17 protein-coding genes are annotated in these 16059 nt (G+C 41.3%); all 17 read right to left on the minus strand.

Going from position 1 to position 16059, the window contains the following annotated elements:
• Positions 1 to 2 precede the first annotated feature (2 nt).
• From BUA11_RS00825 to leuS, 17 genes are read right to left on the minus strand one after another with little or no spacing between them, the layout of a single operon-like run.
• A complete protein-coding gene (locus BUA11_RS00825; RefSeq protein ID WP_072757327.1) occupies positions 3 to 707 on the minus strand; it encodes an MjaI family restriction endonuclease in 705 nt (234 codons plus the stop codon).
• Positions 655 to 1971, minus strand: a complete 1317-nt coding sequence (locus BUA11_RS00830) for a DNA methyltransferase (RefSeq protein ID WP_072757329.1) — start codon at positions 1969 to 1971, stop codon at positions 655 to 657. The genes BUA11_RS00825 and BUA11_RS00830 overlap by 53 nt, the downstream gene beginning before the upstream one ends.
• 50 nt (positions 1972 to 2021) lie before the next feature.
• Entirely contained in the window at positions 2022 to 2465 is a 444-nt protein-coding gene (gene smpB, locus BUA11_RS00835) for an SsrA-binding protein SmpB (protein ID WP_072757330.1), read from the minus strand.
• The gene (locus tag BUA11_RS00840; protein WP_084634283.1) at positions 2462 to 2893 is read right to left on the minus strand and encodes a YraN family protein; all 432 of its coding nucleotides are present in this window, start codon (positions 2891 to 2893) and stop codon (positions 2462 to 2464) included. The genes smpB and BUA11_RS00840 overlap by 4 nt, the downstream gene beginning before the upstream one ends.
• On the minus strand, positions 2826 to 3110 hold the full coding sequence (gene gatC, locus BUA11_RS00845) for an Asp-tRNA(Asn)/Glu-tRNA(Gln) amidotransferase subunit GatC (RefSeq protein WP_072757332.1): 285 nt from the start codon (positions 3108 to 3110) through the stop codon (positions 2826 to 2828). The genes BUA11_RS00840 and gatC overlap by 68 nt, the downstream gene beginning before the upstream one ends.
• A complete protein-coding gene (gene csrA, locus BUA11_RS00850; protein ID WP_072757334.1) occupies positions 3094 to 3339 on the minus strand; it encodes a carbon storage regulator CsrA in 246 nt (81 codons plus the stop codon). The genes gatC and csrA overlap by 17 nt, the downstream gene beginning before the upstream one ends.
• Before the next feature lie 38 nt (positions 3340 to 3377).
• Positions 3378 to 3830, minus strand: coding sequence for a flagellar assembly protein FliW (gene fliW, locus BUA11_RS00855; protein ID WP_072757336.1), 453 nt, complete (start codon positions 3828 to 3830; stop codon positions 3378 to 3380).
• Positions 3831 to 3860: 30 nt separating this feature from the next.
• Positions 3861 to 4631 (minus strand): alpha/beta hydrolase, encoded by a 771-nt coding sequence (locus BUA11_RS00860; RefSeq protein WP_072757338.1) that lies wholly within the window; start codon positions 4629 to 4631, stop codon positions 3861 to 3863.
• A 35-nt stretch (positions 4632 to 4666) separates the two neighbouring features.
• Entirely contained in the window at positions 4667 to 5125 is a 459-nt protein-coding gene (locus tag BUA11_RS00865; RefSeq protein WP_072757340.1) for a SoxR reducing system RseC family protein, read from the minus strand.
• A 35-nt stretch (positions 5126 to 5160) separates the two neighbouring features.
• Entirely contained in the window at positions 5161 to 6771 is a 1611-nt protein-coding gene (locus BUA11_RS00870; RefSeq protein WP_372589813.1) for a DAK2 domain-containing protein, read from the minus strand.
• 17 nt (positions 6772 to 6788) lie between these two features.
• A complete protein-coding gene (locus BUA11_RS00875) occupies positions 6789 to 7118 on the minus strand; it encodes an Asp23/Gls24 family envelope stress response protein (protein ID WP_072757342.1) in 330 nt (109 codons plus the stop codon).
• On the minus strand, positions 7115 to 8980 hold the full coding sequence (gene dxs, locus BUA11_RS00880) for a 1-deoxy-D-xylulose-5-phosphate synthase (RefSeq protein WP_072757844.1): 1866 nt from the start codon (positions 8978 to 8980) through the stop codon (positions 7115 to 7117). The genes BUA11_RS00875 and dxs overlap by 4 nt, the downstream gene beginning before the upstream one ends.
• Positions 8981 to 9022: 42 nt before the next feature.
• On the minus strand, positions 9023 to 10300 hold the full coding sequence (serS, locus tag BUA11_RS00885; RefSeq protein WP_072757344.1) for a serine--tRNA ligase: 1278 nt from the start codon (positions 10298 to 10300) through the stop codon (positions 9023 to 9025).
• A 5-nt stretch (positions 10301 to 10305) separates the two neighbouring features.
• A complete protein-coding gene (mtnA, locus tag BUA11_RS00890; RefSeq protein WP_072757346.1) occupies positions 10306 to 11352 on the minus strand; it encodes an S-methyl-5-thioribose-1-phosphate isomerase in 1047 nt (348 codons plus the stop codon).
• A gap of 33 nt (positions 11353 to 11385) precedes the next feature.
• On the minus strand, positions 11386 to 12447 hold the full coding sequence (locus BUA11_RS00895; protein WP_084634285.1) for a potassium channel family protein: 1062 nt from the start codon (positions 12445 to 12447) through the stop codon (positions 11386 to 11388).
• A gap of 40 nt (positions 12448 to 12487) precedes the next feature.
• Positions 12488 to 13486, minus strand: a complete 999-nt coding sequence (locus BUA11_RS00900) for a peptidyl-prolyl cis-trans isomerase (protein WP_072757348.1) — start codon at positions 13484 to 13486, stop codon at positions 12488 to 12490.
• 42 nt (positions 13487 to 13528) lie between these two features.
• The gene (gene leuS / locus BUA11_RS00905; RefSeq protein ID WP_072757350.1) at positions 13529 to 15985 is read right to left on the minus strand and encodes a leucine--tRNA ligase; all 2457 of its coding nucleotides are present in this window, start codon (positions 15983 to 15985) and stop codon (positions 13529 to 13531) included.
• Positions 15986 to 16059: the final 74 nt, after the last annotated feature.

Here is a 16059-nt window from a genome sequence, read left to right on the forward strand (position 1 = left end):
TATCACTCTCCTTTTGTAATTTCATCTATTTTCAAATTCTTCAATCTCTCAACTTCATTTTTAATTTCTTCGACTACCTCAGGATTGAAAATCTCCTTCTTATCATTATTTTTGATTGAAAACACGATGAAAACTTTCCCCCCAAACTTTTCCCTAAATCTCTCGTGGCTTTTGTTCATTAATTCCTTCCACTTGTATATCTGTTGACTCTGTTGATAAGTTATCGGCTTTATTTGAATACCTATGTAGCTTCCTGAAACGTCTACATAGAAATCAACGTTGTACTTTCTGTCCCATTCGTCGGGTGCAGGTTTTATTGCAACATCGAGATGTTTTAACTCTAATTGGATTTTCTCGTGAATTGTATCAATCTCTGTAAGATACCCATCAAATGTTTTTTTCAAAACCAAATCTTCTATATACAAAATGCAGTCTTCTTCTGTTATTTCCTTCAACTCGGCTTGCATAACTTCCGTTATCTTTACATACAGTCTCTGTCCCAAATCTTTTATATACTCGTGAGCATTTTGTGTGTTGCCATTAGGCTCTAAAATTTCCTTTTTTATCTTATCGAAATAGAATAATTTCCATTCCTCGAGAGATTTTGGTTTGCACTCTCTAATCCATTCCGAAACAGGTCCAACTTTGCTTTTCTTATTTAAACCCCACCGGTTTGTAGCTATGTTCAGAATCCATTCTTTTGACACTTCGGATTTCCTCCCAAAGTCCTAAAAATTTGTTCTTATATCTGTGCTCAACTTCGAAATCTGGTACTGCAATACCTGATTTTATAAGGTAAGCGTTGATGAAGATCTTGTTTTTGAGATAAATGTATGCTATCAAAGTTCCTGAATCAACAATAACAGCACTTTCAAGCTTTAAAAACACATTCTTACCGAGCACATACTTTTGAAGGTATTCGATGGCTTCTTTCTTTTTTTCTATCTTTATTCCGAGAAACCTTACAGCAAGGCCCGTATCGAGTTTTAGTGTACATTCGTCAATGATATCAACTACTCTATACAGTCTTTCACCAGTGAATTTTAACTTATTTGGCTCTATCTGAGGTTTTGCATCTTTGATTCTTGGAACGTAATTGTTCGTACTTTGCTCTTTAAATTCTTGCTCCCTTTCAATTATCTGGATATTTTCCGACGTTAAGAAGATGTTTTGTCCTATGCCTATCTTTGTCTTTATCATCTCTAAAAAATCTTTGTTAATTTCGTATCCAATTACATTTCTATTAAGTTCCAAAGCAACCTTTGCGGTAGTTCCACTGCCTAAAAATGGATCTAAAACCGTATCCCCAACAAATGTGAACATTTTTATAAGCCTTCTGGGAAGTTCTTCCGGAAACATAGCTTCGTGACCTATCTGCTTTGTTCCACCAAATGTCCAGTGTCCTGAAAAGTATTCTTTCCATTCTTCCTTAGAAAGTTTCGAAGCTTCTTTTACCTCTTTTGGTACCTTTTTGTTATCGCCGGGTTTTTTGAATATGAGAATGTATTCGTAATCCAATTCTACAATACCGTTTGGGGGATATGGATATGAGCCCATTACATTGGCTCCGCCTGTCGTATTCATTGTGGTCTTTTTCTGCCAGATGATAGATCCCATGAAATCAAAACCTATATCTTCACACTGGGCAATTATCTCCGCATGTATGGGAATTACTTTGTAGCGACCATACACCACCGCTCTTGCGAATTGGTCTCCAACGTTTACACATAACCTTCCACCATTTCTCAACACACGGTAACTTTCTGACCACACACAGTAAAGCGAATTAAGATATTCGTGAAGTGTTTGACCATAACCTATCTGTCCATTCACACCGTAGTCCTTTATGTGCCAGTAAGGTGGAGATGTGACGATTAAGTCTACTTCTTCGTCGTTAACTTCCCTCATTTTTCGACTATCGCCGATTATTATTTTTGCTCTGGGTACGAAGTTGTTTTTCTGTGTCGACATAAAATCCTCAACTCCTGCATAGAAACGTGAAAAAGATATACGAGCTTATACTATCGTTTAATATATTCTTTTATTCTCTTTTCAATTTCCTTCTTCTTTATCTCTTCTCGCTTATCGTGGCTCTTCTTACCCTTCGCCACTGCGATCTCTACTTTAACCCTACCTTCGTTGTTGAAGTATATTTTCGTTGGTATCACCGTATATCCTTCTTGACGGATTTTGCCCCAAATTCTGTCTATTTGTTTTCTGTGGAGCAACAACTTCCTCGGTCTTTCTGGATCGTGGTTGTAGATGTTTCCAAATCTGTAAGGAGGTATGTGCAGGTTCAACAAAAATATCTCCCCGTCTTTGACCCTGCAGAACGAGTCTTTGAAACTGGCGCCGTGTTCCCTCAACGATTTGACTTCCGTTCCAACGAGCACTATGCCAGCCTCGTAAGTTTCATCTATTATGTAGTCAGTGTATGCTTTTTTGTTAGTCGCTATTACCTTCACACGAAATCCCACCCAATATTTTCGTAATGTGTTATCTTGCCATCGATTATCTCTATCACATCAATCCGAGTCTTGTAAAGAAAATCATCCCGCCTTTTTTTCTTCAGTTCTCTATGGATATAATATTCTGCTACTTTGCAGATTCTCTGGTGCTTGTTTTCGTCAACTCTTTCTGATGGTCTTATCTTTCGACCAGTACCGGATTTTACTTCAACAAAGACATACATGTTTCCTTTCTTTGCGATTATGTCGATTTCTCCGAAAGGTGTGCGGTAATTTCGACTTTCGATCTTGTATCCTTTCTTTTTAAGGTACTGTGCCGCAAGTTCTTCAGATTTCTGCCATTCTTTTACCTTTGAATTATCCGTAAATACCCGGGACTTTGATAAGCCTATTATCTTTTTCAGGAAAGTTCTCAATAATTCCATCGATGTTTTCAAACTCCACTGGTTCTTTTTCTCTTAAAATGCACGGTTCTTCAATAGGTGTGTACATTGGTTCAAGACCTTCGGTGTTGACTTCGGAAAGTATTTCGAAGTAGTTTATGATCTTTTGCAGATCGTTCTTCAGCCTGTCTTTGTCATCGAACGTTAGTCTTGATAGCTTTAGGAGATGTTCAACTAGTTTGTCATCTATCTTTATCATTTCTGAGTGCCTCCTTCAGTTTCATCACATTTGTCAATAAGTCCGCCGTACCTAAGGCAGCTTTATTGTGTGCAGCCACCGTGGAATAAATCTCCTCGCGATATATCTTAACGTCCGAAGGAGCCATTATGCCTATCTTGACGACGCCGTTTTCGATCTTAATCACCTTCACTTGTATGTTATCACCTATCAGTATACTCTCGCCAACTTTTCTCGATAGTACAAGCATAATTTTCACCACTTTCAAGTTTTTTACTCTTTGAGTGCCTATTCTTCTTTCTTTTCTTCGTCGGATTTCGTTGCATCCATTAGCGGGTATCTCATGTCGTAATTTTCAAGTATCGCTTGTATCCCTTTTGCTTTTTTGACGTTTATGACAATTGGTGCTTTCAAATTCACCGTTGCCTCTTGCGGTTTGCCAAGAGGTATCGTAACAATGCACCAGATTATCAATTCTGAAGGGTCTTCAACTTCAAGCTCCGCCACTTCCTGCTGGGATAGTTCTATCTCGTAATCTTCTTTGACAATCCATGGATCAATTATCGGGAAAGATACTTGTTCATCTTCAATACTCACAAGCCAGCTTATCGGAGCTGTTTCTTGCAATGATAATATGAAGAACTTTCTCAAATTCTCAAATCCCGGTATTCCGCCTGGAAATGTGATTATTTCATCATCGTTTATATCAAACTCGCCTAACCTTGTTTTGTAGATAGCCATGCTCTCTCCATTCCTTTCTATGACCTTCGCTTATCGCTCTTCAGATTTCCAATCTTTTATGTAGTAGAGAATTTTCTCATGGAAGCCGTCGGCATGTTCCGGATCTTCAAATAATTCGTGGTACCCTCCCAAAAATTCCTCAATCCTTTTTTCTGTTTGGAGCTCTTCGAAAAATCTCTTTGCGCCTTCCGGTGGTGTTACTCTGTCTTCTGTACCTATGAGCACAGCAACCGGACATTTTATTCGCTGGGCTTGTTCGTGAGCGAGTTCAACGTTCTTGAGCATGCTTTTTCCGAGTTTAATCGATATCCTGTCGTGAACCAATGGATCTGAGATGTACTTTTCAACGGCTTCTTTGCTTCTAGATAGATGATTTGGGTCTATACCGTTCTTCACCGTCATGAATGGTGCTAAGAATGAGAATATTTTGAGCATCATAACCTGGCTCGGCTTAGGTTCAAGATGTAGTGCCGGTGATGAGACCACAAGCTTTGAAATTTTTTGTGGTCTAAGCTCTGCATATCTTATTGCTATCAGCCCACCAAGGCTGTGGCCAAAGATCGCGAATTTCTGCGTCGATTTTGTTAGGTCGTCTATTAGCTCTATAATCTCCTCAATAGACGTGTGCCCCTTTATCCCCCCGCTCTTTCCGTGTCCCGGTAAGTCAAAACCGAAAACGCCAAAACCGTTTTCAGTAAGCAAGTTGATTAACCGTTCGTACCGTCCGATGTGTTCACCAAGACCGTGGACGATAGTCACCCATCCGTTTTTCGGCTCTCCCTTTTTGAATGTGTAAACCATTCAACCATCCCCCTCACGGGTTTTCTTTAAGCTCTTTAAGAATTTAGTGGCTCATTTATGTTGTCACTATGCCAAGATTGCACGGTTGCTCTTTTAACATCGATTACTTCAATTTTGTATTTTTTGTCATAAAGTCTCGTGAGCAGTGCGCCAACACCAGCAAATCCAATCCCAAGCACAAAGGAAATCAAATCTTGGAGTTTGAGGATGTATCCAATCAATACTCCTATTAGAAATCCGGCAAGTGGTATGCCATACACGATAAGTGATAAGATAGCTTCGTTGTGTTTCAAATCAACGATGACGGTGTCACCTGGCAAGACTGTTTTGAATTCTTCCTTCATATCGTCCTTCCGCACTCTAAGTGTGCCCTTTTCACCTTTTACCGAGCATGAGCCTGCCAAAGCGCAGGCAGAACAGCCTGCTTCATTGACCATTAAAGATAAATATACGTATTTATCATCAACGTTTACAACATTCATTACTTCCCTCATCCTATGCTCCTCTTTTCAATACGATTTTTAAAAACTTACTCAACTAACATTAAGAAAGGATAGTGTGGTTGCCCACCATCTAAAAATTCTATCTGCACATTCGGATATTTCTTCTTAGTATACTTCTCAACTATGCTCTGTTCGATAGGCGTTGCGTCCGAACCAACGAACACCGTTAGCACTTCCCGATCTTTTAAGTTGCATTTTTCGTACAGTTTGTCCAAAACGTTTACCAAATTTCTGTGATGCGCTGCTAATTCTTTGTTAAGAAATCCGAGGTATTCGTTTTTCTTTATCTTTTCACCAGCATATTTCGAGTCTCTAACCGCGATTGTAATTGATATGGCAGTCGTTTTAGCAATGGCTTCGTTTATGCTGTTTTTTATCTCTTCAATTTCTTCTCCCATCTTGTAAATCATTGCACTAACACTCTGCTGGACATTCACAGTTTTTATTACTATTACATTGATCCCTTCGTTCTGAGCCACTTTCGCTGCTTGATCAGCCGCTAAGATTATGTTTGAGTTGTTTGGAAATACGAATATGTTGTCCGCATTCGCTCGCCTGATCGCATCAAGTATGTCAGCCATGCTCGGGTTCATCGATTGACCACCCGAGATTATTTCATCTACGCCAAGGTCTGTTAATACCTTTGATATGCCTTCTCCTGGCGAGACTGCAACAAATGCAATCTTCTTGCGTTCTTTCTTTGTATATTCTCCAACAACGTGTTCATGCTGTTCTTTCATATTGTCGATTTTAACCTTCAATAGTTCACCATGCTGGAGGAAAGTTTCAATTACTTGTCCCGGGTTATTTGTGTGAACGTGCAGTTTAATTACGTCGTCCTGAACAAAGAACACCACGGAATCGCCCATTGAATTAAGGTAACTTTCAAGCTCTTTTTTCGTCGCGTCTTTGATATCTTTTCTCGCTCTCACTATTAGTTCGGTACAGTACTGGTACGTTAATTCTTCGTACGCTATGGTGATTTCTTCCGAAGGCCTTGTCTCAACGCCTTGGAGGTTTATCGTTTTGTCACCAAGGATGTACATTTTGAACCCCTGAATTATGTAGTAAAGCCCCTTGGCGCCAGCGTCCACAACGTTCGCTTCCTTGAGCTTTTGCAGCAAATTAGGCGTCATTTTAACCGTATCTAACGCTATCTGTTCCATTTTCTCAAAGAGTTGCTCAAAACTTTCGCATGCGGCAAGTTCTTTTGAATGTTCGTCTAAAACTCTCACAACTGTGAGTATCGTACCTTCAACAGGCCTCAGGACAGCTTTATAGGCAACTTCTTTTGCACCTTTGATTCCCTTTACAAAATCTGCGACTGTTATTTTGTTCTTCTTCGATAAGGTATCGCAGAAACCTCTGAATATTTGAGAGAGTATAACTCCAGAATTTCCTCGAGCTCCCATCAGTGTACCGCGTTTAATAACATCAAGAACGTTCGACAGTTTTTCTTCTGTGGTGTTTTCGAGGTATTTACAAGCTTCAAGCATCGTTGAGCTCATGTTAGAACCGGTATCACCGTCCGGTACCGGGAAAACGTTCAGTGCGTTTATTTCGTCTCTATGTGCCAGCAAATTTTCGGTACCTTTCATGAAGATACCTTTCATCTCAACTCCATTTATTGTTGTAATCAAGCTACCACCTCATTTCATCTAACGCCAATTATGTGCACGTCAACTTCTGCGTTTTCACAGTTTGCAAAGGCTTTGAGTTTGTGCACCACGTTTTCTTCTATGTTTTTGCCAACCTCGGTGACTTTCGTGCCATATTCCACTTCGACGAATATATCAATTTTTAGGTGTCCGTATTCATCTTCTTCGACTCTTATCTTTCCTTCATCAGAAGAAAACCACCTGTTGAACCAGTTATCCGAACCAATGCTAATTGGTCCGTACGTTTCGAGGACAGCAAGGTAGACAAGTTTTCTAATTGCATTTACTGTAATCTCAATCTCTCCATATTGAGTTTGAAACTTCATACAATCACTCCCTTCACTTTTGTTATCTCTCTAACTCTTCTCTCAACACTACTACTGTCAAGTCCTACCAATTCGAGCAATTTTCCCCTTGGTCCATGCGTTATAAATTCGTCCGGTATTCCAATGTTGTATATATACGGCTTATTTGAAATTTCAGCCTGGCAATTCAAGTATTTGGAAACACTTTCTCCAAAACCGCCACTGAGGCTTCCTTCTTCCACTGTGAAAATATGGCTGTGTGTCGATATTATATGCCTTAGAAGTTGTTCATCAAGCGGCTTAACACTTCTCACTCCTATCAATGTCCAGTTGTTCCTTTTAGAAATTTCCAAGTACTTTTCTGCAAGAGTTCCTACGACAAGTAGCGCAATGTCTTTTCCTTCGTTCAGAATCTGCCAGCTAAATGGATTTATCTTCTCTATTTTACCACAGATTTCGTCCAAATTGCCAAATTCTGTATCCCTCGGGTACCTGATCGCGATCGGTCCAGTGTATTCGCTACTGTTTGTAAGTATGGTGTAGAGTGTGTTTGCCAAATCTTGTCCGCTGAGCGGCGTTAATATTTTCACGTTTGGAATAGGTCTCAAGTATGCTATGTCAAAAACTCCGTGGTGCGTAGGTCCATCTGTTCCCACTAATCCTGCCCTGTCTATTGCAAAAATAACGTTCAGGTTCTGCAAGGCGATGTCGTGAATTATTTGGTCATATGCTCTCTGCAAGAACGTTGAATATATTGCAACAACGGGCTTGTAACCCATTGTTGCAAGACCACCTGCGTACGTCACAACAGATTGTTCTGTTATACCGAGATCGATGAATCTTTCGGGAAATTGTTTGGCAAATTGTGTCAAGCCTGTTCCGTCTGGCATTGCTGCGGTGAGTGCTATTATTTTGTCATCTTTCTCAGCTATCTTTGTTAGAATTTTGCCAAAAAGCTCACTGTACGAATACGCAGCTTGCGGCTTTTCGAAAACCCCAGAGTCGGGATCAAACTTTTCAACACCGTGGTACTTCGTCGGGTTTTCCTCAGAGTGCGGATAACCCTTCCCCTTGATCGTGAATACTGTCAAGACTGTCGGGTATGGATAGTCTTTGATTTGCTTGAACGCTTCTTCGAGCGATTTTATATCGTGACCATCAACAGGACCGAAATGTTTTAATCCGAGCGATTCAAAGAAATCTTCGCCTACAAGTGCTACTTTGAGTGCTTCTCTTATTTTTCTCAGCTCAAATTCTACATTTTCGCTCATTCCGTGCTTAATTCTTTCTTTAATCGTAACGTAAATTTTGCTCGTTCTGAGCGATTCGAGGAGCATCGAAAGGCCACCAACGTTTTTTGAAATGCTCATCCCGTTGCTGTTGAGTATGATTTTTATCTTTGAATGCTGAGCTTTTACTTGATTCAAAGCTTCCAAGGCTTGCCCGCTTGTTAATGCGCCATCACCAATAACCACAACAACGTTAGCCTTTTCACCTTTCAGTTTTAAAGCTTTCTCTATTCCAAGCGCAGCTGAGATAGACGTACCCACATGACCTGCTCCGAATCTGTCAACTGGAGATTCGAATATGTTCGTGAATCCTGATATGCCACCGTAAGTTCTTAGTGTTTTGAACTCGTTCCATCGGCCTGTCAATAATTTGTGCGTGTACGCTTGGTGGCCAGTATCCCAGATGATGTAGTCTTTGTACGGGTCGAAGATCCTATAAAGTGCGAGTGTCAATTCAACTGTACCAAGATTGGAAGCCAAGTGACCTCCGTTTGCGGAAGTCACTTCTATCATGTATCTTCGTATTTCATCGGCAAATTTCTCCAATTCTTCGTAGCTCATTTCCCTAATTTTTTGTATCAGGTTCTCTTCCATTTTTGCCATTATTTGACTTATCTCCCTTTGCAGTGCACTTCATCACATCGGTCTAATTATGTCCGTTCCCATGTACGGTCTCAAGACTTCGGGAACGGTTATTGTTCCATCAGGATTTTGATAGTTTTCCATAATCGCTACCAATGTCCTTCCGATAGCAAGACCTGAACCGTTCAGCGTGTGAACGTAGTTCATCTTTCCATCTTTGGTTCTGTAACGCATGTTTCCTCTTCTCGCTTGGAAGTCTGTGTCGTTGCTGCACGAAGATATTTCTTTGTAGGCATTGTAAGACGGCAGCCAAACTTCTATGTCGTACGTCTTCGCAGCTGCAAAGCCGAGGTCACCCGTGCAGAGCATGACCACTCTGTATGGCAGTCCGAGGAGCTGGAGTATTGTCTCGGCATCGCGTGTGAGTTGTTCAAGGTCGTCGAAGGACCTCTCTGGTGTCGTGTACCATACGAGTTCAACTTTCTCAAACTGGTGTTGTCTTATTAGTCCCCTTACATCCTTTCCATAGCTTCCCGCTTCTCTTCTATAACATGGAGTAAATGCCGTATATTTCTTTGGAAGTTGATTTTCTTCCAATATCTCGTCTATGTGGAGCGCAGCGAGCGAGACTTCGGCAGTTGGTATCAAGAAGAGGTCGTCTTTTTCACATGTGTAAAGTTCTTCCGCGAATTTTGGAAGCTGACCTGTTGCTGTTATGGTCTCTCGTTTCACAAGATGTGGAACGTTAACTTCTATGTATCCATTCTTTGCATGCGTGTCGAGCATGAATTGTGCAATCGCTCTTTCAAGCCTTGCGATTGCGCCGAACATAACCGTGAATCTCGAACCGCTCAATTTCGCGCCTCTGTCAAAGTCGAGCATACCGAGTTCTGGTCCCAAGTCCCAGTGGGCTTTCGGTTCAAAATCGAACTTTCTCGGTTCTCCCCATCTGCGAACTTCGACATTTTCCATCTCATCTTTTCCTACTACGACACTTTCGTGCGGTACGTTCGGTATATATAGAGCGAGTTTGTACATCTCTTCTTCGAGTTCTTTTTGTTTTGCCTCGTGGAGCGCAATTTCATCGCCAAGTTTCTTGCTCTCGGCGATTATTTCGTTCGCTTCTTCGTTTTTGCCTTCGGCTTTCAATTTTGCAACACTCTTTGATAATTCATTTCTCTTTGCCTTGAGATTGTTCACAAGATTTACATAATTCCTCCATTCTTTGTCAAGTTCAACTATCTTGTCAATTAGTTCGGTTGAGTAATTTCTTTTGTTCAGCGCTTCGTAGAATATCTCCGGTGATTTTCTTAAAAGCTTAAGGTCTACCATATTGTTCACTCCTCAAAAAGTTTTTTAAGGTTCTCTTCGTAAGGTGGATACACCACGCCTTTTTCAGTGATTATAGCAGTTACGAGCTCGTGTTCGGTAACATCGAAAGCAGGGTTGTATATGTTAACGTTATTCGGTGCAATTCTCTTTCCACCGCATGTTGCGACTTCTTCGTGTGATCTTTCTTCTATCGGTATTTCTTTTCCACTCTTAATAGATAAATCTATCGTGCTCAATGGTGCTGCAACATAGAACGGGATTCCGTGCTTTTTGGCAAGCACAGCAACCATGTAAGTGCCTATTTTGTTGGCGACATCTCCGTTTGCCGCAATCCTGTCGGCACCGACTATTACGGCGTTTATTTTGCCCTGCTTCATTACCCATCCTGCCATGTTGTCGCTGATCAGTGTCACGTCGAAACCGTCTTTCATAAGTTCCCAAGCTGTCAATCTCGCACCTTGCAGGTAAGGTCTTGTTTCATCAGCATAGACTTTTATTCTTTTGCCCTGTTCTTTCGCAGCACGCAGCACGCCAAGAGCTGTACCATAGTCAACGGTTGCAAGCGCACCTGCATTACAGTGTGTCAAAACTGTGAAGCCATCTTCCAAGAGTGCAGCACCGTGCCTACCTATCGCCTTGTTCGTCTCTATATCTTCTTTTGCTATCTTAATCGCTTCGTCTTCAAGTGCTTTTGAGAGTCCTTCGAACTTTCCATGTTCAATTAGCCTTTTTTCCATTCTGTCGAGTGCCCAGAAGAGGTTAACAGCTGTCGGTCTGGTCTTAGCAAGCGTTTCTTTGACGCTTTTCATCTGAAGGACAGCTTGTTCGTAATTGTATGTTTTTCTTGTAATTTCCTTAGCCCCTAAAACGTAGCCAAACGCAGCTGTTGCTCCTATCGCTGGAGCTCCGCGCACAACCATTTCTTTTATCGCGAGTGCAACTGCTCTATAGTCAGCGCATGTGACGTAAACTTCTTCGAACGGAAGCCTCCTTTGGTCAATTAAAACTAACGTGTCACCAGTCCATTCCATCGTCATCGTCTTCAGCTTCATTTTTGTCCCTCCTGTCTATGTTTTCTGATTACTTTATTTTGCTTGCAAAAAGTCGTTTCTAAATCTGCTCAGACCTTCTTCTTCTCCAAATGCAATGAGTTTGCAATCTTTGCAGATTATCTCGTTTTTCGAAGGTCCAAGTACGAATTCTTCACCTTTTAACAACGCAACTATGTACACGTTATATTTTTCTTTGAGCCGTAATTCTTCTATCCGCTTGCCTTCGAGGTTTGTAGAACTGACGTCCACTATCTCCACTCTGAATCTCTTATCTCGTATGTTCAAAACGTCAAGGACGTTTTCCCGTTGTTTTCTTAATATGATTGTCTCAACCATTTTCACTCCCGCAATCTCTGCGGTTGCAATCGGATGGTCAACACCTGCGTATATGAACTTTGTTAAATTGTTTATATTGCTTATATTAGATACCACGTATATATTTGGGTTCATGTTCTTCGCAGTTAGCGTGACAAAGATGTTTAATGCGTCGTCAGGTAGTGTTGTAATCAGCGCACGTGCTTGTTTTATGCCAGCTTTCAGCAATACATTCTCATTCGTTGCATCGCCGTTTATGAATACAAGCTTTGAACCATCTTCGATTAGTCTTTCTCGAATTTCTTTTTCCGTGATATTCGCATCGATGCCAACTACATCTTCTTTGAAACGCAAAAGCTGATTCACTACCTGAGTTCCTATGTTTCCGATTCCAACAACGATAATATGATTATTCATCTTCGACACCCTTTTCTCAGTTCGCCTCACCTTAAAAAGTTGCGTTAGTTCGCCTTCTACCAAAAGTGCTGTAATGTAAGAAACACTGTACAGAACAACGGATAACCCAGCTAAGATTAGAAACAACGTAAATATTCTTCCGGTACTTGAGATCGTGTCGGGCATTCCGTATCCAACTGTAGATATAGTTATGCCCGTAAAGAACAGTGCGTCGAGAAATGAAAGATCTTCAAAAACCCAGTAGTAAATAGTCCCGACAAAAAAGACTGCGAAGATACTTATAAGATGCTTTATTAGTCTCCTCTTAATTTCATTTCTCAACACTTGTGCTTCTAAGATATTCTTACCAGTCCCAGTTCCCATCCACGCTTCCCCAGATATTTACCAGGCGTATTTCCACCACTCAGTTCTTTACGATACTGCTCTTATAAAGGATATCTATCTTCGCTTTCTTGCTGAATGCATCAAAATCGGTCAATACTTTTTGTTTAGCCTGCTCCTGTTTTTGGCTGAGTAGAGCATTCTTGATTTCTTCCTTGACCTGATCCAGCGATTTGGTTCCTCCAACTTTTATGTCGCGCACTTGGATAACATAGTACTCGCCTGAAACTTGCTGGACTGGTAGTGCCGTACCTTTTATTGCGCTGTTCACGTAGATCCAGAGTGCTTGCGGTAGCTTCGTCGTATCGTTCTGACTTACCATTCCATTCACTGTCACAGTTATGTTGTATTTTTTGCTGATCTCTTCAACCGCAGTTTTTTTAACAAGCTCTTGCCTTATCGAATCAGCTAAGGCTTTGTCTTTTGTCTTAAACACTACTAAGTCGTACTGCGTGCTTACGGTGTATTTGTCTTTGTTCTTATCATAATACGCCTTGATTTCATCGTCTGTGACTGCGATATCTTTCAAATAGAGAGCATAAACATTCGCAAGGCTGAGTGCGTACGTTCTTTGGAAATATAGTTTCTGCCTGTAATCGCTCAAAGTTCCCATGCCGAACTGCATGAGGTAGTCGTTGAACTGCTGTTCTGTCATTTTTAGGTCAGTTAGTAATTTCTTTATTTCGTTTTCTACGTCCGCTTTTACCGTTTTTTCATCGGGCTGTACTTTCAAGCTTTCAGCAAATTGTATGAAGAGTATCTTTTTTATAAGTGTATCGAGTACTTTCAGCTTGTACCTTTCGAGGAGAACTAAACCCTCTTGTGATGTTGTCAGCACACTGTAGAATATTTCGTTCGAACTCTGGATTTCCATTAAGAGTTTTTGGATGTTCGCTTCCCTGTTCCATTCGTCCATCGTTACGTTTCTTCCATTTACTATTGCCACCACGTCTTGCTGAGCTAAAGATATGCTACTTAAAACGATTGTTGTGAAAACAACAACTAGCAGGAGTTTCTTCATCCGTTATCCCCCTTTCGATATCCACCTGAATTTGAATCTTTCTTATTTTATAACTATATTCACCAGCTTGCCAGGAACGTAGAACGTATTTACGATTTGTTTTCCTTCGAGTTGTTTTTTCGCACTTTCAATAGCCATCTGTTTTATCTCTTCTTCATTCGCATCGGCTGGTACAACTACTTTGCCTCTTACTTTTCCATTCACCTGAACGACAACGGTTATCTCTTCTTCCTTCAGTGCGCTCGGATCGTATTCAGGCCATCTTTCCTCCACGATAAGCGACTCTTTTCCAATATCGTGCCACATCTCCTCTGCCATGTGCGGTGCGAATGGGGAGAGTATTAGTGCCAATTTTTCTGTAATCTCTCTGAGAAGTTCTTTGTTCGGTGTTGCAGTCTTTTCAAGGTAATCAGAGAGCTGGTTGTTGAACTCCATCAATCCTGCAATCGCCGTGTTGAACTTGAATCCGCCTTCTATGTCTTCTCTTATCTTCTTTATCATCGCGTGGAGTTTTCTTCTCAGGCTCTTTTCCTCTTTGCCGAATTCTTTTGTTCCAGCACCTTCAGAGTTAATTAATTCAATCATTTTGTAGTAGTTATTCCACAAACGTTTTATAAATCTGTGTACGCCTTCTATACCAGCATCATTCCATTCTGCGTCTTTTTCCGGTGGAGCCATAAAGAGTATGTACATCCTCAGCGTATCTGTTCCGTACTTTTCGATCATTTCGTCAGGCGAAACAACGTTGCCTTTAGATTTACTCATCTTCCATCCATCTTTGTATATCATTCCCTGCGTGAAGAGGTTCTTAAACGGTTCGTCGAATCCAACGTATCCGAGATCATAGAGTACTTTCGTGATGAAACGAGAGTAGAGCAGGTGAAGAACAGCATGTTCAACTCCGCCGATGTACTGGTCAACCGGCAGCCAGTAGTTGACGTCTTTGGTGTCAAATGGTTTGTCGTCGTCTTTCGGATTCACGTATCTCAGGTAGTACCATGAGCTGTCTACGAACGTATCCATCGTTTCAACTTCTCTGTGCGCAGGTCCCCCACATTTCGGACATGTTGTGTGTTTGAATTCTTCGCTGAGCGTGAGTGGTGATTGACCCGTTGGCAAGAATTCTACGTTTTCAGGCAGTTTCACCGGCAAGTCTTTTTCCGGCACAGGAACGATTCCACATTTTTCACAATAGACAACCGGAATTGGTGCTCCCCAGTATCTCTGCCTTGAGATGAGCCAGTCTCTGAGTTTGTATTGTACGCTTCTTTTTCCATAGCCTTTTTCTTCTATGTATTTACTTACTTCTTCAATTCCTTTCGTGCTTTCCAATCCGTCGAATGGACCGCTGTTAACCATTATGCCTTCTTCTTCGTACGGTTTTTCTTCTACGTTCCATTCCCCATCTTTCGGTTTTATAACCTGCTTAATCGGTAAGCCGTACGTCTTAGCAAAATCGAAATCCCTCTGGTCGTGTGCAGGGACTGCCATTATCGCACCAGTTCCGTATTCGTAGAGTATGTAATTGGCTACGTAGATCGGTATTTTCTCGCCGTTGAGTGGGTTTATGGCATATCTTCCAAGGAATACGCCTTCCTTTTTGGCTTCAAGGCTCGTTCTCTTGAACCTGTCTTCGAGCGCAACTTTAGCCAAGAATTCTTCGACCTCTTTTTTCTTGTCTTCTGTAACAAGTTCAAGCACGAGCGGCGATTCAGGAGCTATAGCCATGAATGTAACACCATATATCGTGTCGGGTCTTGTTGTGAATATCCTTATCTTCTTATCAAGCCCATCGACTGGGAAATCCACTTCCGCCCCGGTGCTCTTGCCTATCCAGTTTCTTTGCATCGTCTTTACGTGTTCGGGCCAGCCTGGTAACCTGTCGAGTCCTTCAAGCAGTTTTTCGGCATAGTCAGTAATTTTGAAATACCACTGCTCAAGATACTTCATCGTCACTGTCGTGCCACATCTTTCACATTTTCCATCTTTTACTTGTTCATTCGCAAGCACTGTTTGACAGCTCGGGCACCAGTTAACTGCGCCGGGTTTCTTGTAAGCAAGTCCTGCTTCGTAAAGCTTCAGAAATACCCACTGCGTCCATTTGTAGTAATCTTCCGTACATGTAATAACTTCTCTATTCCAGTCATACGTAATTCCAAGTTTCTTTATCTGCCCTCGTATTACCTTTATATTATCGAGTGTCCATTTTTTCGGGTGAATTTTATGTGCGATCGCTGCGTTTTCTGCTGGAAGTCCAAATGCGTCGTAGCCAAACGGATGTAGGACGTTGTAACCTTGCATTCTCTTGTACCTCGCAACGATGTCGCCAATTACGTAGTTCTTGACATGTCCTACGTGTAATGTTCCGGACGGATAAGGGAACATGACAAGGGCATAATACTTGGGTTTATCAGAATACTGAGGCGTGTCGAAAACTTTCTTTTCCTCCCATACTTTCTGCCATTTTCCTTCTATCTCTTGCGGTCTATACTCCTTCATCTGCTTTCCCTCCATTTGCGATTTTCTCAAATTGCAACTCAGTTCTTGATATATTATAACATATCTTCGATTTT

Origin of the sequence: Fervidobacterium gondwanense DSM 13020, assembly GCF_900143265.1 — a bacterium.
GTDB classification, from domain to species: Bacteria; Thermotogota; Thermotogae; order Thermotogales; family Fervidobacteriaceae; genus Fervidobacterium; species Fervidobacterium gondwanense.